Raw genomic sequence first — 19653 nt, forward strand, 5'->3', positions numbered from 1 at the left:
ATGAATATTGTACAAGACAAAAATATGCTTCCTGATGATCAATGGATTGATGTATGTGCACTCGATGATTTAACCCCAAATACTGGCGCAGGTGCGCTAGTGGGCGGTCAAGCGGTTGCAATCTTCCGTGTGGGGCATGAAAAACGTGTTTACGTGCTGAGCAATAAAGATCCGTTTAGCCAAGCCAACGTCATGAGCCGCGGCATTATTGGCGATTTACAAGGTGAGCGGGTCATTGCATCGCCAATCTATAAACAACACTTTAGTTTGGCAACGGGTCGTTGTTTAGAAGATAAAGACCAAAAACTCTCAGTTTATCCGAGCAAAATTGTTGATGGTCGTGTTTTGATCCACCCTGTGCCGCAAAAAACTTATATTACTAATACAGGTGTGTCTCAAGACAAACTTAAACTGGTCTTGATTGGTAATGGTTTAGCAGGAATGCGTTGCCTAGAAGATTTACTGGATATGGCACCAGACCGTTATGAAGTCACGGTGATTGGTGAAGAACCATGGGGAAACTATAACCGCATTATGCTGTCTCCGGTTTTATCAGGCGAAAAAACCATTGAAGACATCATGCTGCACCCACCAAAGTGGTATGACGATAAAGGCATCAAGTTTATTGCGGGTGACAAGGCTGTAAAAATTGATCGTCCACGTAAAGTGGTTTACACCGAAAAAGGGCAAACCGTTGATTATGACCGTTTGATCTTGGCAACAGGTTCGGCTCCGTTTATTCCGCCAGTTCAAGGTGTTGACTTAAAAGGCGTGTTAACTTTCCGCGATATTTATGACGTTAACACCATGATTGAATACTGCGGTTCAAAAACCAATGCAGTGGTGATTGGCGGTGGTTTACTTGGTTTAGAAGCAGCGTACGGTTTAAAACAACGCGGTATGAATGTGACTGTGCTGCATTTAATGGACCGCATTATGGAGCGTCAACTCGACAGCCGTGCGAGTCAGTTACTGCGTCATAGCATTGAGCAAAAAGGCATTCACATTATTACCGAAGCGAATACTGAAGCGTTAATTGGTGATGAAGACGGTCATGTGAAGCAAATCTGTTTGAAAGATGGCACGGTTTTAGAAGCCGATCTTGTGGTATTTGCAGTCGGTATTCGACCAAATATTAGCTTGGCGCAAAGTGCCGGTTTGCGTTGTAACCGCGGTGTGTTGGTGAATGACACCATGCAAACGTTTGACCCAAGTATTTATGCGGTGGGTGAGTGTATTGAACACCGTGGACAAACTTTTGGTTTGGTTGAACCATTATGGGGCCAAGCATTTATTTGCGCGACACATTTGGCAGAGCACGGCAGTTTAACTTTTAAAGCACCGACCGTACCGACTCAGTTAAAAGTAAGTGGTGTCGATGTATTCTCGGCGGGTAACTTTGAGCCGAAAGATGATTATGAAGACATTATTTTGAATGATGAAAAACGTCACATCTATAAACGCATTATTATTCAAGGTGATAGAGTGATTGGCGCAGTTTTATTTGGCGATACTGAAGATGGCATGTGGTATGCAGAGTTAATTGCAGATCAAACCCCAGTCTCATCATTTAGAAATAAACTGCTATTTGGTCGAGATTTTGCATTAAAAAATGCAGGCTAAATAGGGAAAGGAGCAGTTATGAATAGTATTCCAAGCGTTGAAATCGATAGCTCCGACCATGTTGCAACAACTATAACCAAAACAACATGTCCATATTGTGGGGTGGGTTGCGGTGTTAGCGTAAACGTCCAGCAAAAACCTCAAGGACCTCTGGTACAAGTTGAGGGGGATGCTGAGCATCCTTCCAACTTTGGACGCTTATGTATTAAAGGTAGCCGCTTGGCGGATACTTTGGGATTAGAAACACGTGTTTTACAACCGATGATGGGACGAAAAGCTGATCGGGTAGTAACGACATGGGATGCGGCAATCAATAAAATTGCCGATAAATTCCAATCTTGTATCGACCAATATGGCCGTGACAGCATTGCATTTTATGTTTCAGGTCAGCTTTTGACTGAAGACTATTATGTGGTGAACAAGTTTGTAAAAGGCTATTTGGGTACTGCAAATATCGACACCAACTCGCGCCTTTGCATGTCATCTGCGGTTGCTGGGCATAAACGCAGCTTTGGTGAAGATATTGTCCCTGCAAGCTATGAAGATTTTGAACATACCGACATGGTGGTTTTAGTCGGTTCTAATACCGCATGGTGTCATCCTGTACTTTATCAGCGGATCATGCAGGCTAAGAGCCAAAATCCGGATATGTTTGTGGTCGTGATTGACCCACGTTTTACCAGTACTTGTGAACAAGCGGATTTACATTTACCGATTTTGCCCGGTCAAGATGTCGCATTGTTTAATGGCTTATTTCAATATTTATATGGAAATGGTCATGCTGATCAGGCCTTTGTAGATGCTTATACCGAAGGTTTGCAAGAAGTTTTGGCAAGCAGTCAGCCAGAAACTGATGTTGAATATGTGGCAAAACGTAGTGGCATTTCTTTAGACAAATTGCAGCAATTCTTTGAGAAATTTGCACAGACTGAAAAAGTAATCACCCTATTTTCAATGGGAGTGAATCAATCAAGTCAGGGTGTAAATAAAGCTAATAGCATTATTAACTGTCATTTACTAACTGGAAAAATTGGTAAGCTCGGCGCTGCACCATTTTCAATGACAGGTCAGCCAAATGCGATGGGTGGTCGAGAAGTGGGTGGCTTGGCCAATATGCTGGCTGCGCACATGGACTTAGATAATCCACTACATCAAAAAGTAGTGCAAACCTTTTGGGATAGTCCATTTATTGCGACTCAAGCTGGTTTAAAAGCAGTGGATTTGTTCCGTGCCGTTGAAGCTGGAAAAATTAAAGCCATTTGGATTATGGCGACAAATCCAGTCGTGAGTTTGCCAGATGCCGATCAAGTTAAACGGGCATTAGAGAAGTGCGAGTTAGTTGTCGTGTCAGATATCTGCGCAGATACGGATACCACTGCTTATGCTGATGTTTTGCTTCCCGCTTTGGGTTGGGGCGAAAAAGATGGAACTGTTACTAACTCTGAGCGTCGTATTTCACGTCAGCGTGCATTCTTACCTGCACCGGGTGAAGCAAATGCAGACTGGTGGTCTGTTAGCCAAGTCGCGAAAAAATTGGGCTTTAAAGGTTTTGACTTTGCGAGTGCACGTGACATCTTTAATGAACATGCAGCGTTATCTGCACAAGACAATGCAGACATCGATGCTCGTGAACAAAGTAATAATTTTCGTTATTTCAACCTGAAAGGGTTAATGAATCTGAGTACTGCTGAGTACGATGCATTGCAACCCATTCAATGGCCAGTCTGGAGTAAAAACCAAGACACTAAAGCCGTTCAACAGCTATTTGGCAAGGGTCAGTTTAGTCATAAAAATGCCAAGGCGAAATTGATTCCAACTGTTGCAATTGACCCAGTTCATGCGGTTTCAGAAGACTATCCACTCATTTTGAATACTGGACGTATTCGAGACCAATGGCACACCATGACGCGTACAGGTTTGTCACCAAATTTGACCAGTCACCGTGCCGAACCATTTTGCGAGATTCATCCGAGTGATGCCTTGAAGTTTGGTGTACGTGATCAAGGCTTGGTCGAAGTCCGTTCAAAATGGGGCAGTTGTGTACTACGCGTGACCTTCTCATCGGGAGTACGTCGTGGGCAAATTTTTGCCCCAATTCACTGGACTGAACAAGTTGCTTCCGATGCTCGTATTGGTAAAGTCGTTAACCCTGAAGTCGATGTTATTTCAGGCGAACCTGAGTTCAAACATACACCTGTCACGATTCAACCGTTTTATACCACTTGGCAGGGCGTACTTTATGTGCGTGAAGGATACGATTCACATATTCAAGAATCGCTACATCACTGTGCATGGTGGACTAAGGTCAAAATGGTGAAAACCAACCGTTACGAACTCGCAGACCGCCAAACTTTTCATGACACTCAAAAAAACCTAAAAAACTTTTTACCGTTTGCCGATGAAACTTTTGAATGGTTGAGTATCGAAGATATTTCTTCACAACTCAGTCATAGCATTATTTTGAAAGACGGCGTGGTGATCGCAAGCTTATATATCGCCCCACCAGATTTATTACCAGATCGTGATTGGGTCGCAAGTCTGTTTAAACGTGAACGTTTAAGTGCGTTACATCGAAAAGCGTTACTGGCTGGCATGCCAATGTCTGCTACAAATAATGACGGACCTTTAGTCTGTAGTTGTTTTAAAGTAGGTAAGAACAAAATTATAGACGCAGTCAAAACTCAAAATATTACTCATGAAAAACAAGTGACAGCTTGTTTAAAAGCAGGTGGTAACTGTGGTTCATGTTTACCTGAAATCCGTGGCTTGATTAAAGCTTGCCAACAGGAGGTGGAAGTGTGAATAAGGGGTATCCCGTAACTGATTTGGTCATTCTGGCGGGTGGACAAGCCCGCCGTATGAATGGTTTAAACAAATTGTTGCAGCAATTTGATGGTGAAACTCAACTGATTAAGATTCATCAGAAATTAAGATCATCAGTCTCTGAAATTTGGGTGAATAGCCATCGCGATTATTCAATTTATCAAAGTATTGTGCCAGACATTCAATGTTATCAAGATGATGCAGCAGGCTTTTTCGGGCCACTCATGGGAATGAAAAGTGCATGGTCAAATGTAAGCGCGGACTATGTTTTATTTATCCCTTGTGATGTGACCTATATACCTACACAAGTCGTTGCCAAATTACACGGTGCACTTCGGAAAAATAAACAGGCTCAGGCAGCTTATGTTTCAATTAATGGAGATGCCTTATACCCATTTTGCTTATTAAAACGTGAAAGCCTAAATACCATAACAGAGCAAATTGAAAAGCAGCGGTTAAGTTTGAAAGAGTGCTTTAAGCTTTTACATGCTCAAGTGGCTATATTTCAAAAACAAAACCTGTTTTTTCATAGTATTAATTCATTGGATGAGCTTCAGCAATATAAACAAATCAAAGCATTTAAAGAAATTTTTACAGCAAATTAACTTCGTATATGAGTGCTTTAAAACTTACATTGGTCGAGTGAAACACGTTTTTAATCTTTGTACTGTTGACTATTTATTGTTTAAGTTCTATTTTGGAACTTGTTATTTATTCCAATCAAATGTATAAAAATAAAGGGAGTCAAACGGCATGAGTGAAGCGCTGAAGCAAAATAAAACAGATGTGACCGCATGTATTTTGTGTTCTAGAAACTGCGGTTTAAGCGTAGAAATTGAAGATAATCAGTTCTCCAAAATAAAAGGTGATCCTGACCATCCATTTTCTCAAGGTTATATTTGTCAAAAAGCTGCCAGATTACGACATTATCAGCAACATGCAGACCGTTTGACTGCACCTTTAAAGCGCCAACCAGATGGCTCATTTCAAGAAGTGAGTTGGGATGCTGCTATACAAGAAATTGCTGATCGATTAGTTCAGATTAAAGATAAGTTTGGTGGAACTGCTTTTGCTTCGGTTGGTGGCGGTGGTCAAGGCAATCATCTCGGTGCAGCATATGGTCGCCAACTTTTGCTAGCCATGAAAAGTTATTATGCTTACAACTCTCTTGCTCAAGAGAAAACAGGTGATTTCTGGCTCAATGGACGCTTGTTCGGGAGTCAGGCTTGCCATACCACAGAAGATGTTGAGTATGCCGACTATGTTCTTTTTATTGGGACAAATCCTTTTCAAGCCCATGGCATTCCCAACGCCCGAGACACGCTAAAACATATTAAAAAAGATCCCAACCGAACCATGGTGGTATTTGATCCGCGTGTTACCGAAACAGCCAAACAAGCAGATATCCACGTGCAGCTAAAACCGGGAACAGATGCTTTTTTAATGTCGGCGATGATTGCAATCATTATTAAAGAAAAGCTTTATGATGCAGCGTTTATTGAGCAGCACACACAAGGGTTTCAAGAGGTGAAAGCAGCCTTTAGCAGAGTGTCGATTGAAGACTATATTGCCAAAGCAGATGTTCCGGTCGATTTAATTTACCAAGTGGTTCGAGATTTTGCTAAGGCAAAAAGAGGCTGTGTAAGGATTGATTTAGGTATTCAACATACTTTAAATACGACATTAAATGGTTATTTAGAAAAGCTTTTATATTTATTAACAGGGAATTTTGGAAAACAAGGTACTAATAATTTGCATACCATGTTTATTCCAATCTTAAGCGATACGGATGAAAGAAAGCCAAAATATCGACGTAGCGTTTACCATAAAATGTTCCCAATATCAGGGTTTTTTCCACCTAACATTTTACCCGATGAAATCTTAAAAGCAGGGGAAAAGCGAATTCGTGCAGTTTTTGTAGATAGCTGTAACCCGTTATTAACTTATCCAGATACACCTGCTTTTGAGGAAGCCTTTAAAGCATTAGATTTGTTGGTTGTGGTCGATGTGGCCATGACAGAAACTGCTAGACTCGCTGACTATATTTTGCCTGCACATACTCAGTTTGAGAAATGGGAATTTACTGGTTTTAATTTGGAATTTCCTAAAAATGGTTTTCACCTAAGACATCCAGTATTGACCGCTCAAGCGAATACTTTGCCAGAGGCAGAAATTTATACACGATTACTTGAAGCTATGCAGGTGATTCCAAAACGCTTTTCGCTTTTAGAAAAAATTGCTGCGGTTGACTCGAAAAAAACAGCCTATTTACCTTACTTGTCGGCATTGGGACTTACTTTTGCACGAAATAAAAAATACATTCCTTTTGCAGCCTCAATTTTCTATCGCACTTTAGGTAAACAGTTAGAAAAATCAGCTGGTTCAGTTGCTTTTTTATTGCCACTGTCAATTCAATATGCTGTCTTACACACCAAAGCGGTACGCCGTGCAGGTTACAACGGTAATCCTTTAACTTTAGGCGTCCGTTTATTCGAGCAAATTTTAAAGCAACGTTCAGGTGTGGTGTTGTCACAACATGAATATGATGAAGTCTGGAAACTAGTGGCTTATAAGGATAAGAAAATACGTCTTGCTATCCCAGAGATGTTAAATGAGCTTGCAAATTTAAAAAATCATCATGTTAATATAGAAGAATTTCCATTCATACTTTTATCAGGTGAGCGACGTAGCTATAACGCCAATCAAATTTACCGTGATCCAGCTTGGCGAAAAGTAGATGCTGAAGGGGCTTTGAGAATACATCCTGAAGATGCAAAGCACCTAAATGTAGATGCAGGCGGTCAGCTTAAATGTATTTCTCAACATGGAGAAATTCAGGTTACTGTAGATTTTGATGAAGGAATGCGAAAAGGGGTAGTTTCACTTCCACATGGCTATGGCATGCGCTTTCAGGGTAGTGAACCAATTGGACCACAATTAAATCGACTGATTTCCGCTGAACATTGTGATCCATTATCTAAAACGCCGTACCATAAATATGTACCCATTCGCTTAGAAAAGTGCTAGAAATAATGTAAGGCAAATAAGAGATTAATGCTGCACTAACTTTATACAGTTTTAAAATTACAGTTAAGTGGTGCAGCCAAAAGTCTATTAGAAAAACCTAAGAAGTTATGGATGATAAATAGAATTGGAACAAATTTTGCATAAAGATCAGAGCACTATTGAAGAGCAATTTCTTCTTTTAATTGCCCATAAAAAGTGCCAGCAATATTTGAACTGTTCTCGACATGAGTGCAAATGATGAAACAATATTACTCTGAAACTGCGCCAATGCTTCTGCAAGATCAATATGGGCGCATCAAGCGTAAGTTACGTATTTCGGTAACCGATCGCTGTAATTTTAAGTGTGTATATTGCATGCCTGAACATCCTGAATGGTTAAATAAACAAGATTTGCTGAGTTTTGAAGCGCTTTTTGAGTTTTGCCATTTTATGGTGCAGCAAGGTATTGAAAGCATCCGTATTACAGGCGGTGAACCATTAATGCGTCAAGGCATTGTTCATTTCGTTCGTGATTTACAAGCCTTAAAAGTGATAGGTTTAAAACGTATTTCAATGACAACCAATGGACATTATCTTGCTAAATACGCTCAGCAGTTAAAAGATGCTGGTTTAGATGACTTAAATATTAGTTTAGATAGTCTTGATCCGATCCAATTTAAAGAACTCACCAAGAAGAAATTAGAACCAGTTCTTGAGGGTATTCAAGCTGCAAAAGATGCAGGTCTACCCTTTAAAATTAACTGTGTGTTAATGAAAAATAAAAATAATGATCAGATCTTACCTATGGTGAGATGGTCTATAGCCAATCATATTCCACTACGTTTCATTGAATTCATGCCGCTTGATGGTGATGCACTCTGGTCAAATAAAGATGTGGTGAGTGAAGCTGAAATTTTACAAGTGTTGCAACCGCATTATTCGGTACACGTCATCGAGCAACAACATGAGCCAGCGCGCCAATATTTGCTTAATAATAGCTATGCTCTCGGCATTATTTCTACCATTACTCATTCATTTTGCCACCAATGTGACCGCATACGACTAACGGCGCAAGGTGAGCTATATAACTGTCTCTTTGCCCCGCAGGGTTTAAATATTAAGCCGCAGCTTCAAGCATTATTACGCGCACAGAACTCAACCGATCATGTGCTGCATAGTCAGCAATTAAAAGATCAAGTTATGCCGTATATCTGGAATAAAGCCAAAGGCTTTCATGCCTTACAACATCAACAAACCCGTAAAATCAGTATGCATATGCTTGGGGGATAAATGCAGCAATCTATGCAAATTAAAATCGAATCATTTGGTGCAATTGAAAAATTGCTTCCCCAAAATCTTTCGATCGTTTGTCCTACCAATATTTTAGTGAAAGATGTCTTAGATCAAATTGTGACTTTACATCCGGAATGTACACAGGCCATGGAAAAATGTGCATGTGCGGTAGAGGATAACGTTATAACCAGACAATCTGCCTTAAGTCAGCCATGTACTTTGGTTTTATTATCACCAGTTGCAGGAGGGTGAGCCATGCGAGATTTTGCACGTATACAAGAGCAGGCTTTAAGCCTTGATGCCTTTGACCCGATTGAGTCATTTCCTGAATGCGGTGGAATTGATATTTTTATGGGTACGGTTCGTAATCATCATGAAGGTAAAGCTGTTAAAGCACTGAAATATACCTCTTATAAACCGCTTTCTGAAAAAATGATACGTGAAATTGAACTGGAAATTGAGAAAAAGTATCAGGTATCTTATGTGCGAGTGGTTCATCGGATTGGATATTTAGATGTTGGCGAAACAGCCATTATTGCAATTGCTTACGCAGCCCATCGCCGTGAAGCTTTTCAAGCATGTGAAGAAGCAGTTGAGCGAGTAAAGCATGAAGTGCCTGTGTTCAAAGAGGAGTTCTTTACAGATGGTACAAGCCACTATGTAGAAGGCTGCTGTATTCGTAAGGATGCACCGCACGAACACAAACACAAACATCACCATCATGCCGGCCATGAACACTCACACTGAAATAAGCAAGACTAGGATAAATAATGAAAAACGTAGGAATGAAGCCGGAAAGTTATCGTGTTGCTGAAGCACAAGCAATTTTATATGCACCACCGCACTGTATTGAATTATTAAGACAAGGAAATACTGAAAAAGGGGATGCATTAAAAACTGCACGTGTTGCAGGAATCTTGGCAGCAAAACGAACTGATGAGCTGATTCCTTTGTGTCATCCACTGCCGATTTATCGTGCAGATGTTGAATATGAATTAGAACATGACTTTGTAAAAATTATTACCGTGGTCGAAACCATTGGTCCAACTGGCGTAGAAATGGAAGCCTTAACGGCTGCAAGTCTTGCAGGCTTAACCATTTACGACATGTTAAAACCACATTGTGAACCAGAAGAACTCTGGATGGATCAATGTAAATTGCTTAAGAAAAAAGGTGGCAAATCACACTTTAAGCGAGTTCTTCGTCAGCCTGTTTCAGCTGCGGTTATTGTATTGTCTGACACCGTAGCAGCGGGCAGAAAGCCAGATACTGCCGGGAAATCTGTGGTTGAAACTTTAACTGAGGCAGGATTTGATCCAATTCATTACCAAATTTTGCCAGATGAAGCAGATACTTTAAAAAACTTAGTGCTTGAGTTGAGCAAGTCATATGCTTGTATTATGACCGTTGGTGGCACTGGAATTGGTAAGCGTGATATTACGGTTGATATGTTAGAACCCCTTTTAGAGCGTAAGTTAGATGGCTTAATGGAAGCTGCGCGTTCATTTGGACAAAAACGCACGCCATATGCTGCAATGTCACGTGGAGTAGCTGGTTTTATTGACCGTTCATTGGTGGTGACTTTACCGGGAAGCCGTGGTGGAGCAAGCGAATCAATGGCTGCTATCCTGCCCGCATTAGTTCATATTTTTGATGTTTGCCGTGATTTACCCCATCCGGGAGGCTATGAATAATGTCAGGTTGTGGTGCAGAACGTGGGTTGATTAGCGTAGATGAAGCAATTGAGCTGATTAGTAACCGACCTAAAAAATTAGGCTCAATTCAGCAAACTCTTCAAAATAGCCTAAGTAGATATCTTGCTAAAGAAATTTATTCAGAAATTAATTTACCAAGTTTCTCTCAAAGTGCTGTAGATGGTTACGCGCTTTGTAGTCATGCAGAAGATTTAAATAACCAAAAGTTTCAAGTTACTGGCGAGATTCGCGCCGGAAGCGAAAGTCATGACATTCTGAGTGAAGGTCAGGCAATTCGTATATTTACTGGTGGTAAAACCCCTGAAGGCACAACGCATGTTGCGAGGCAGGAAATAGTAGAGATCGTTTCAACACAAGAAATTTCGCTAACTGAACATATTCGCCCTCAAGCTGATATCCGTTTTACGGGCGAAGAAATCAAAAACGGACAGTTGCTTGCACAAGTTGGACAGTTTCTAAATATTGGAAGCTTGGCTGCCTTAAGTATGGCGGGTGTACAAACGGTTGACGTTTACCGTGCGCCGAAAGTCGCTGTTTTAGTCACGGGTGATGAAGTTGCCGAAAAAGCTGAAGATCTTGCAGAAGGTAAAATCTTTGATGCAAATGGTCCATTATTAAAAGCTTGGTTTGAAGATTATGGCTTAGAGGTTGAACTCATTCATGTGGCAGATGAGGCGGTGCAAGTCACGCATTACTTTAACGAGTTAAAAGATAGTCATGATGTCATCATAACCACAGGCGGAGTGTCAGTAGGTGATTATGACTTTGTTCGACCATGCGCTTTTGAGACTGGCTTTGAACAGATTTTTTGGAAAGTAAAACAAAAGCCGGGCAAGCCACTTTTTTTTGCTGAATATTCTCACACGGAAAAAGATCACCGTTGTTATTTGCTGGGGTTACCGGGTAATCCGGCTGCGGTCTATGTATCAATGCAAGTTTACGGTAAAGCATTGCTTGATACTTTGCAGGGAAATCAAGCAGGGCCGGAGTGGTTTAGTGCAATTTTAGATCATGATTTAAAAGAAGATGCGCGTGAACGTTTTCTAAGAATGCATGCTTATTTTGACAATGGACAACTTAAAGTTAAAAGTCTGGCAAAACAGCAATCACACATGCTCAGTAATTTAATGCAGGCCAATTGTCTGGTGCGAATTCCAGCAAGTGTTAAACTAGAAGCAGGTCATATTTTGAAGGGTGTATTCATCTCAAATTAATGATGAGTAATAATAGATATAACTCACTATACAATTGGGTGAGTTATATTTATTAAGCAAATTTATATAATAGCTTTCTATTTTTTTATAATAAAAATTCTTTTATAAAGTTGATAAGAAGTTATTTTTATAATGAATCTTGCATAACTCGTGGTAAGTGGTTTAGGGTATAAACAATAGGGCCGTTAGGCTAGGAAATATCGAGGAACGCATAAAGATGAAATGGGATGACATCGGTGATCAACCTTGTTCGGTTGCTCGTATGCTATCAGTGATTGGCGATCGATGGACGATGCTAATATTACGTAATGCTTTTATGGGAATACGCCGTTTTGACGATTTTCAAAAATCATTAGGCGTAACTCGTCATGTCCTTTCAGATCGTTTAAAGCGTTTGGTTGAATATGAAATTTTAGCCAAAGCTCCTTATTTCGATCGTCAAGAACGCTTTGAATATCGCCTCACTGATAAGGGTTTTGAACTTTATCCAATTATTTTATCGATGGCGAATTGGGCAGATAAATGGATGGATCAAGGTTTAGGTAAGCCACTAGAATATCGTCATAAAACTTGTGGCCATAAGTTCGAACCAGTTATGGTTTGTTCAGTCTGCCATGAACCTTTACATGCAAAACAAGTGCAAGTTTCAGCTGGGCCAGGCTATTTTGCATATATAGAACAAAAACAGAAACAAGCTTAATTTACCTATCTATAAATTATGAAGACTCTTGTTGAATCGCATCAGCTAGAGTCTTATAAATGTGGTCATGATTTGACTGTGTTACATTAAAACGTATGAATTGACCAGCATTGGGAGCTTGGCTAAAAGCATTTCCTGGTGCAAGAATAACTTGATGATTAATACAATATTTTGCAATTTTTGAAGCTTCAACACCCTCTGGCAAATGACACCAAACAAAAATTCCCGCTTGAGGCTTAATCCATGGCTTTATGCCCAAAGGTTCTAGTTTGATAATGGTATCGTGCATCGCTTTTGCTAAACGAACTTTTAATAATTCTATATGTTTACGATAAGATCCATCAGTTAAAGCACTTAATAAAACTTCAGCAGACACGCCATTGTGAGAAAAGCTTGTGGCAATTTTCAGGTCAGTGAGCTGATCAATCCATTCTGGTTTTGCAATGATATAACCACAGCGAATAGATGCTGATAACGTTTTAGAAAAACTTCCAATAAAAATTACACGTGAAAGATTATCCAAAGCCGCAAGCCGAGGAGCGGCGTTATATTCAAAATCTGAAAAAATATCATCTTCAACGACAATCAAATTGGATTGTTCAATCAGTTTTAATAGTTGATGTGCTGTAGAAAGAGACAGTGTCGCTCCAGTTGGATTGTGAATTCCTGAGTTGGTGATATAAAGACGTGGGTTGTAAGTCTCAATTGCTTCTTTAAATGCCTCTAAGTCAGGACCTGTTGGTGTGTAGGGAATACCAATAACTTTGACTTGATGGACTTTAAGTAATGCATGAAAGTTGAAATAACAAGGATCATCAATAAGTACGACATCATTGGGCTTTAGTAAAAATCGGCAAACTAAATCAATCGCTTGAGTCCCTGAGTCTGTTAAAAGCACCTGATTAAGATTCGCCTCTATCCCTTTTGCTTGAGCACGCCTTGCCAGCAAGTCACGTAAAGCTGGTAATCCCAATGGTGTTGAATAACCCATTAAACAATCATCTGGACTTTTCGCGGCGCTCCTTAAAGCTTTACGAATACTGTCTAATGGCATCCAGTCATTGGGTAGCCAACCGCAGCCAGGCTTAAAAACATCTGCTTTCGCTTCCAAAGATTGACGTGAAATCCATAATGGATCAACTGAACGATCTAATTTAGGGCCTAATTCACTTAAAGCTAAAGGTGCGAGCGGACCAACAATATAAAAACCAGATCCAGTTCTTGATTCGATTTTGCCTAAAGCAATTAATCTTTCATACGCTTCTACAACTGTTGATACTGAAAATCCCAGATCATTTGCTAACTTACGAACAGAAGGCAAGCGTGCTCCCGGTAATAAAGATCGATTTTTTATTTGTTGCTCAATCTCTGAAATGACAATTTCAATTTTTGTTTTGCTCTGGTTCACGCGCTTAAAATCCCAACTGTATTGGTTGTTAATACATAACAGTTCTTTTAAATTGTACTGCTTTGTATCTGGTTTTATCACCTTAGCACAGCTTAAATTCTTCGTATAGTGACGGAGAAAATTATGAATAGGTTTATGAATGGCTGGGTAAATGGGTTTATTGGCGTGGCTATCTTTGCGGGGTCACTGCCAGCTACACGTGTAGCAGTAATGGGGTTCGAACCGGGCTTTCTAACTGCAGCACGCGCGGCAATTGCTGGTGTTTTAGGGCTTATTCTTATATTGGTTTTAAAACAAAAGAAACCAGCCAAGCAAGATTGGTGGCCTCTTGCCATTGTTGCTTTAGGAGTGGTGATTGGTTTTCCGTTGTTTACAGCACTTGCTCTACAGCACATGAATGCAGCCCATTCAATTGTATTCGTTAGTCTTTTACCGCTTGCAACTGCAATATTTGCTGTACTCAGAGGCGGAGAAAAACCTAATCAACTTTTCTGGATATTTGCAGTATTAGGGAGTGCGGTTGTTTTCACCTATATGTTCTTCCTTTCTGGTGATACATCACTTGGAATAGGGGACTTTTATATGTTAATGGCAATTATTTTCTGTGGCTTTGGCTATGCAGAAGGCGGTGTACTTTCAAGAAAAATAGGTGGGTGGCAGGTCATTTGTTGGGCGCTCATTTTGTCTTTGCCTTTTATGTTGTTGCTTACTATTTTCTATATGCCAGCTTCATTCCAAAGTGTGTCTCCATCTGCTTTAGTTGGTCTTATTTATGTGTCTTTGTTTAGTATGCTCATTGGCTTTTTCTTTTGGTACAAAGGACTGGCACAAGGCGGTATTGCTGCCATAAGCCAACTACAACTTTTACAGCCTTTAATGGGGCTAGCTATTGCAGCGGCTTTATTGCACGAACATGTGAGCTGGTCAATGTTAGTGGTCACAGCAGCAACTATTTTATGTGTCGCTGCTGCTAAAAAGTTTACTTAACTTTATAAACAATTTGCTGGTTTAGGAACACCTGCCAAACGACTTAAATGACGGGCAACTAAACCAGTATTAAATTGTTGCTGTAAAACAGCATTATTAATCTCTGGACTTACCGTTTTCATTAGAAACTTAATGAGAGGGCGAGTCGCAGGAGAGTGCCCAAACTGTTGATAAAACTGACGCACAGCAGCTAAAACTTCGAAATGCCACTCGGTCAATTCAATATCAAGTGACTTGGCAAGCTCTTGTGCAACTTCAGGATTCCAGATTGTATAATCAACCAAATGACCATCTTGGTCTAATTCTAAATTCATGAAACCAGCCTAAATATATTATTTAAAAGAAATACAGCGATTAAATGTTAAAACAAGATCTGCAAATTGATCATATTCCAATACATTTATCTGAGTTAAAGTATCCGTATCGATTAAATCTTTTTCGATGCTTAAGCATGAAACACTTTCAAACTGTTGAATCTCTTCAGCCGAAAGTCGTGCAACAGAATCACCCATAAAAATAATCTGGTCACCTTCCTGATAAAGGTTACCTAATTCATCAATAACATTCGGTGTATTGTGATAAGTAGATTGCACGAGATAAAGTGTTGATGGATTCATTAAAATTACACCTTCATCTACCAATATAAGACATGGTCAAAAGACTGAATGAACTCATTATTTAGCTGAATGAATTCGAGTTCTTGTTCTGTTTGTTGAACAAAAGGATTTTGCTGATTTTTGCTTTCGATCAGAATTGGGCTTAAGTCATAAAATTCAAAGCTTTCGACCATATTTGATGCGACTTTGAAAGCATGATGAAGTTGGCTAAAGCTTAAGTCATTTTGTAAAAGACTAAGCGCAGCATCTTTCAATAATACTTTGACTGGTGAGCCAAAGGTTGCTAAAACCATAGTAGCGGAAAGGCTTTCATTGATTTGAAGACTGGTTAAGTTGGCTTGGCTTAAAATGACGAGTACAGATTTCACACAATATACCTTTTAAAAGCAACAATCTAAGCAAACAAAGTAACTTAAAATTGAATAAGACGAGATGCTGACTGTACCGCATCAGCAAGTTCACCTAACCCGACCAGTTGAAAGTCTTTGGCAAGGTTGTGATGAGTAAGGTGATGGCGACTGGCATTTTCTGCATCGGTAATACCACGAGCGAGGGCAGCACTCACACATACAGGAAGTCGAATCGCAAGCTTTTGCCATTCATGCGTTAAATTACGCTGGTCGTCAGGAACCCATTGAAAATCATTAGCAACCTGCACGCCATCTTGGTAAAAGAATACACGAAAGTCTTCATTTTTACTTTTGAGTGCCTGAGCAAGTCCTAAAGCATGCCAAGCATGAATGGAAGTAGGAGCAGAGGTAATTAGTAGTAATGTACTCATTGAGAATTCACTATGGTCATACGTCTAAATGGGCGTAGATGCATTAAGAGAAAGGTAAGTATACAATGATTTTAGTGACAGGTGGTTTAGGCTTTATCGGTTCACACATTGCGTTGAGTCTCATGGCTCAGGGTCAAGAAGTGGTAATTGTCGATAATTTGGCTAATTCAACCTTGCAAACGCTGGAACGCCTAGAGTTTATTTCTGGCATGTACGTTCCATTTGTTAAACTTGATGTACGTAATACACCAGCATTGAATAAGGTCTTCGAGCAATATTCAATTGATGCGGTTATTCATACTGCTGGGTTTAAATCAATTGAAGAATCTAATCTTAAACCTCTTGAATATTATAATGATAATGTCAGTTGCATCATGAGTTTATTACGTGCCATGCAACGCACAGGTGTTCGTCACTTTATTCATTTGTCTAGCCTCGCAGCGTATGGAAAATCTGGTCTGCAATTAAGCGAAACAGACGAATTCAATTATGCTTATCCTAACCCTTATATTAAGTCTCAACAGATGATTGAAGAAATTATCCGTGATACTTATAAAATTGATCATGAGTGGAAAATTGCGATCTTGCGCTTATCTAATATCGTAGGTGCATTTGAACATGGGGTGCTCGGAGAGTATGTCGCGCAGCTCCCTAAAAATATTGTACCGCTTGCCATGCAAGTTGCTGCAATGCAACGTGATTTGATTGAATTACAAGATCAAGCTGACACATCAGATCATACGACTGAACGCAGTTTTCTACACGTTTTAGATGTGTGTGAAGCTGTAACTGCCAGCTTACATTGGCTACGTGATCAAACACATTGTTGTGAAGCATTTAATATTGCCCATGACCAAGTTCATTCTATTCGTCAATTACTAGATGAAATTTCACAGGTAACTCAATCTGAAATTCCGACTCAACCTGCGATTTACAAACATGTTGAATTAAGCCAAGTTGCGGCAGACATATCCAAAGCAAAAACATTATTGAATTGGACACCTAAACGTCCGTTAAAACAAATGATTGAAGATGAATGGCGCTTTTATCAAAATACATTAAATGGAAGATAGGATAATGATTCTTATTTACAATAATGAAATGCTTGAGTACGATACTGAAAATTAACTAGCCAGAGCAAATAATTGCTTCAGCCCGTAAGTTCTTTAACCAGACAACTGAGGTTTCTATGCAAACACGAATTGAACATGACACTATGGGTGAGATTGAAGTTCCAAATGAAGCATTGTGGGGGGCACAGACTCAACGCAGCTTACAGAACTTTAAAATCGGGCAAGAACGATTACCCCGTGCCATGATTCGAGCAATGGGGCTGGTGAAAAAGGCTGCTGCAATAACTAATGCTGAACTTGAACAGTTACCACAAGATTTGAGCCAATATATTGTGGGTGCGGCTGAAGAAGTCATCGATGGTAAATGGGATTCACAGTTTCCTTTAGTGGTCTGGCAGACGGGTTCTGGTACGCAAAGTAACATGAACTGTAATGAAGTGATTGCTAATATTGCCAACCAAAAATTAGGTCAAGCGTTGGGTGCACAAAAACCTGTACACCCAAATGACCATGTCAACCGTGCTCAATCAACGAACGATTCATTTCCAACCGCTATTCACGTAGCAGCAAGTTTGCAAATTAATGAATTACTCATTCCTGCCGTAGAGCAGCTTAAAGCGACTTTGCAAAAAAAATCAGATGAGTTTCAGTCTATTGTTAAAATTGGCCGTACCCATTTACAAGACGCAACTCCATTAACACTAGGTCAAGAATTTAGTGGGTATGTGTCTCAGCTTGAGCATGGATTAGTTCGTTTACAACAGGCGTTGACAGGTTTATATGAATTACCATTGGGTGGTACAGCGGTAGGAACAGGGCTAAATGCACATCCTGACTATGCAGTGAAAGCAGCTGCTCAACTTGCTTTGCTTACAGGTTTACCATTTGTGACTGCTCCAAACAAATTTGAAGCGCTTGCAGGACGTGATGCTGCTGTTTTTGCTTCTGGTGCATTAAAAACGCTTGCAGTTAGTTTAAATAAAATTGCGAATGATATTCGTTGGTTGGCCAGTGGTCCACGTTGTGGTTTCGGTGAAATCCGTATTCCAGAAAATGAACCTGGCTCAAGCATTATGCCGGGTAAAGTAAACCCAACACAAAGCGAAGCAATGACCATGGTTGTAGCACAAGTGCTTGGAAATGATACGACCATTAATGTGGCTGGTGCTTCAGGTAACTTTGAATTAAACGTATTTATGCCTGTGATTGCTTATAACTTATTGCAGTCTATTCAATTGCTTGGTGATGCTTGTAATAGTTTTAATGACCACTGTGCGGTAGGAATTGAGCCTAATCAGGATAAAATTGATCACTTCTTACATAACTCTCTCATGTTGGTCACTGCTTTAAACCCCGTGATTGGTTATGAAAATTCTGCAAAAGTTGCCAAGACTGCCTATAAGGAAAATAAAACTTTGAAGCAGGTTGCTGTTGAGCTTGGTTTAGTTACAGCAGAGCAATTTGATGAAGTGGTTAAGCCTGAAAAAATGGTTTCACCAAATAGTAAATAATCTCTCCGAATGGGCTTTTTTATTCTTAAATACTTCTGTAATATCCGCGAGTTGCTAAGTACAACAAAAGTCCTGAATGATCAGCGCAAAAAATCATAAGGGGAAGGCCTACTTGAAAAAGTAGGCTTTTTTTATACCTTGAAATATAAATGTCATATCTAGACTTTATTTTTGCTACGTTATTTTATTTTAAGTTTAAATAAATAAATGAAAAAGACTAAATCAATAGTGGTTTTAGCAGTAATAACTTGTACCTTGTCGGGTTGTCTACAAATGTTTCCACCTACTGTCGCTGAGGTAAATCCTGGGGTTTATCAACTTCAGGCTCAAAGTAATGCATTTGGTTCGAGAGAAGCCTTGAGGGCAAAGTTAATCAGTAAAGCAGAAGAAATATGCAAAGATAAGGGTTTTGATGAGTTGGATAGCAATAACAAAATCGTAAATCATCATACTGTTTATAATTCAGGAATGCTTATTCCAGTGAATACCAAAGCAGCTGTTTTGAAAGTTAAGTGTAAAGATTAATTTAAATAGTAGTTAACTCCATTCGAGAGTTAATTTTGTTAGACATATGGCAGTACAAGAAAACCCACTAACTATCGACTAATGGCGGGGTTTTTTATTATTAAGTATTTCTGTAATATCTGTATATAAATTTAGCGCTAAATGATTGGTGTTAGAAATCAAAAGAAGGGGTAGATCTTTTCAAATCAGCATAAATTTATATGTTTTTTGGTTTTAAATATTTGAATTATTTTATTTTTAATTCGATTTATATTGATGGAGTTTAGGTGTTATCAAATTGGAAAATGACTGTATGTATCTTTCCAATTTTAGTTTTAAGCAACTTTTTAGTTAGGCTTATTTTTGGGTGAAAAAAGGAAGCAGCCTTTTTTATTAAT

19 protein-coding genes are annotated in these 19653 nt (G+C 39.5%); 14 read left to right on the top strand and 5 right to left on the bottom strand.

Annotation, left to right across the window (positions count from 1 at the left end; translation table 11 throughout):
• The 10 genes from nirD (at window position 1) to ACS604_RS06620 (ending at window position 12374) form a co-directional block, all read left to right on the top strand.
• Window positions 1-1623, top strand: coding sequence for a nitrite reductase small subunit NirD (gene nirD / locus ACS604_RS06575; protein ID WP_474770879.1), 1623 nt, complete (start codon window positions 1-3; stop codon window positions 1621-1623).
• Window positions 1624-1641: 18 nt separating this feature from the next.
• Window positions 1642-4425 (top strand): molybdopterin-dependent oxidoreductase, encoded by a 2784-nt coding sequence (locus ACS604_RS06580; RefSeq protein ID WP_474770882.1) that lies wholly within the window; start codon window positions 1642-1644, stop codon window positions 4423-4425.
• Window positions 4422-5051, top strand: coding sequence for a molybdenum cofactor guanylyltransferase (gene mobA / locus ACS604_RS06585; protein WP_004791797.1), 630 nt, complete (start codon window positions 4422-4424; stop codon window positions 5049-5051). The genes ACS604_RS06580 and mobA overlap by 4 nt, the downstream gene beginning before the upstream one ends.
• Window positions 5052-5199: 148 nt before the next feature.
• Window positions 5200-7473 (top strand): molybdopterin-dependent oxidoreductase, encoded by a 2274-nt coding sequence (locus tag ACS604_RS06590; protein WP_474770886.1) that lies wholly within the window; start codon window positions 5200-5202, stop codon window positions 7471-7473.
• Between the two features lie 228 nt (window positions 7474-7701).
• Complete coding sequence (gene moaA, locus ACS604_RS06595; RefSeq protein WP_474770887.1) at window positions 7702-8742, top strand: GTP 3',8-cyclase MoaA; 1041 nt, start codon at window positions 7702-7704, stop codon at window positions 8740-8742.
• Window positions 8743-8997 carry a MoaD/ThiS family protein gene (locus ACS604_RS06600; RefSeq protein ID WP_474770890.1) on the top strand — a complete coding sequence of 85 codons (255 nt, stop codon included), beginning with the start codon at window positions 8743-8745 and terminating at the stop codon, window positions 8995-8997. It begins immediately after the preceding gene.
• 3 nt (window positions 8998-9000) lie between these two features.
• Window positions 9001-9492, top strand: coding sequence for a molybdenum cofactor biosynthesis protein MoaE (locus ACS604_RS06605; RefSeq protein ID WP_474770893.1), 492 nt, complete (start codon window positions 9001-9003; stop codon window positions 9490-9492).
• Window positions 9493-9515: 23 nt separating this feature from the next.
• Entirely contained in the window at window positions 9516-10439 is a 924-nt protein-coding gene (gene moaCB, locus ACS604_RS06610) for a bifunctional molybdenum cofactor biosynthesis protein MoaC/MoaB (protein ID WP_474770895.1), read from the top strand.
• Window positions 10439-11674, top strand: a complete 1236-nt coding sequence (locus tag ACS604_RS06615; RefSeq protein ID WP_474770897.1) for a molybdopterin molybdotransferase MoeA — start codon at window positions 10439-10441, stop codon at window positions 11672-11674. Before moaCB ends, ACS604_RS06615 begins: the two co-directional genes overlap by 1 nt.
• 217 nt (window positions 11675-11891) lie before the next feature.
• Window positions 11892-12374: a winged helix-turn-helix transcriptional regulator gene (locus ACS604_RS06620; protein WP_004791810.1), complete on the top strand. Its 483-nt coding sequence runs from the start codon at window positions 11892-11894 to the stop codon at window positions 12372-12374.
• A gap of 16 nt (window positions 12375-12390) precedes the next feature.
• On the opposite strand, the gene ACS604_RS06625 is transcribed toward ACS604_RS06620, so the two are convergent.
• Entirely contained in the window at window positions 12391-13782 is a 1392-nt protein-coding gene (locus tag ACS604_RS06625) for an aminotransferase-like domain-containing protein (RefSeq protein ID WP_174759768.1), read from the bottom strand.
• A 123-nt stretch (window positions 13783-13905) separates the two neighbouring features.
• Here ACS604_RS06625 and ACS604_RS06630 point away from each other — a divergent pair, with 123 nt between their 5' ends.
• Window positions 13906-14769: a DMT family transporter gene (locus tag ACS604_RS06630; protein ID WP_474770900.1), complete on the top strand. Its 864-nt coding sequence runs from the start codon at window positions 13906-13908 to the stop codon at window positions 14767-14769.
• Between the two features lie 2 nt (window positions 14770-14771).
• Here the strand turns inward: ACS604_RS06630 and ACS604_RS06635 are convergent, their stop codons facing one another.
• The 4 genes from ACS604_RS06635 to tusD are packed head-to-tail and all read right to left on the bottom strand — an operon-like array spanning window position 14772 to window position 16167.
• Entirely contained in the window at window positions 14772-15083 is a 312-nt protein-coding gene (locus tag ACS604_RS06635; protein ID WP_005306315.1) for a TusE/DsrC/DsvC family sulfur relay protein, read from the bottom strand.
• A gap of 18 nt (window positions 15084-15101) precedes the next feature.
• Complete coding sequence (locus tag ACS604_RS06640) at window positions 15102-15386, bottom strand: DsrH like protein (protein WP_174759667.1); 285 nt, start codon at window positions 15384-15386, stop codon at window positions 15102-15104.
• Between the two features lie 17 nt (window positions 15387-15403).
• Window positions 15404-15754: a hypothetical protein gene (locus ACS604_RS06645; protein WP_016137867.1), complete on the bottom strand. Its 351-nt coding sequence runs from the start codon at window positions 15752-15754 to the stop codon at window positions 15404-15406.
• A gap of 44 nt (window positions 15755-15798) precedes the next feature.
• Window positions 15799-16167, bottom strand: coding sequence for a sulfurtransferase complex subunit TusD (gene tusD / locus ACS604_RS06650; RefSeq protein ID WP_004791822.1), 369 nt, complete (start codon window positions 16165-16167; stop codon window positions 15799-15801).
• 65 nt (window positions 16168-16232) lie between these two features.
• On the opposite strand from tusD, the gene galE reads away from it, so the two are divergent.
• The 3 genes from galE to ACS604_RS06665 all read left to right on the top strand — a co-directional run bounded on the left by galE (window position 16233) and on the right by ACS604_RS06665 (window position 19276).
• Window positions 16233-17240, top strand: coding sequence for a UDP-glucose 4-epimerase GalE (gene galE, locus ACS604_RS06655; RefSeq protein WP_174759666.1), 1008 nt, complete (start codon window positions 16233-16235; stop codon window positions 17238-17240).
• A 116-nt stretch (window positions 17241-17356) separates the two neighbouring features.
• Complete coding sequence (fumC, locus tag ACS604_RS06660; protein WP_004791824.1) at window positions 17357-18751, top strand: class II fumarate hydratase; 1395 nt, start codon at window positions 17357-17359, stop codon at window positions 18749-18751.
• A gap of 207 nt (window positions 18752-18958) precedes the next feature.
• Complete coding sequence (locus tag ACS604_RS06665; RefSeq protein WP_474770905.1) at window positions 18959-19276, top strand: hypothetical protein; 318 nt, start codon at window positions 18959-18961, stop codon at window positions 19274-19276.
• Window positions 19277-19653: the final 377 nt, after the last annotated feature.

The organism is Acinetobacter sp. Li1LvA2 (genome assembly GCF_056156705.1).

Coding starts and splice junctions, on each gene's coding strand:
- nirD (WP_474770879.1), top strand. CDS start 1: ATGAATATTGTACAAGACAAAAATATGCTTCCTGATGATCAATGGATT.
- ACS604_RS06580 (WP_474770882.1), top strand. CDS start 1,642: ATGAATAGTATTCCAAGCGTTGAAATCGATAGCTCCGACCATGTTGCA.
- ACS604_RS06590 (WP_474770886.1), top strand. CDS start 5,200: ATGAGTGAAGCGCTGAAGCAAAATAAAACAGATGTGACCGCATGTATT.
- ACS604_RS06600 (WP_474770890.1), top strand. CDS start 8,743: ATGCAGCAATCTATGCAAATTAAAATCGAATCATTTGGTGCAATTGAA.
- ACS604_RS06605 (WP_474770893.1), top strand. CDS start 9,001: ATGCGAGATTTTGCACGTATACAAGAGCAGGCTTTAAGCCTTGATGCC.
- moaCB (WP_474770895.1), top strand. CDS start 9,516: ATGAAAAACGTAGGAATGAAGCCGGAAAGTTATCGTGTTGCTGAAGCA.
- ACS604_RS06615 (WP_474770897.1), top strand. CDS start 10,439: ATGTCAGGTTGTGGTGCAGAACGTGGGTTGATTAGCGTAGATGAAGCA.
- ACS604_RS06620 (WP_004791810.1), top strand. CDS start 11,892: ATGAAATGGGATGACATCGGTGATCAACCTTGTTCGGTTGCTCGTATG.
- ACS604_RS06630 (WP_474770900.1), top strand. CDS start 13,906: ATGAATAGGTTTATGAATGGCTGGGTAAATGGGTTTATTGGCGTGGCT.
- ACS604_RS06635 (WP_005306315.1), bottom strand. CDS start 15,083: ATGAATTTAGAATTAGACCAAGATGGTCATTTGGTTGATTATACAATC.
- ACS604_RS06640 (WP_174759667.1), bottom strand. CDS start 15,386: ATGAATCCATCAACACTTTATCTCGTGCAATCTACTTATCACAATACA.
- tusD (WP_004791822.1), bottom strand. CDS start 16,167: ATGAGTACATTACTACTAATTACCTCTGCTCCTACTTCCATTCATGCT.
- galE (WP_174759666.1), top strand. CDS start 16,233: ATGATTTTAGTGACAGGTGGTTTAGGCTTTATCGGTTCACACATTGCG.
- fumC (WP_004791824.1), top strand. CDS start 17,357: ATGCAAACACGAATTGAACATGACACTATGGGTGAGATTGAAGTTCCA.
- ACS604_RS06665 (WP_474770905.1), top strand. CDS start 18,959: ATGAAAAAGACTAAATCAATAGTGGTTTTAGCAGTAATAACTTGTACC.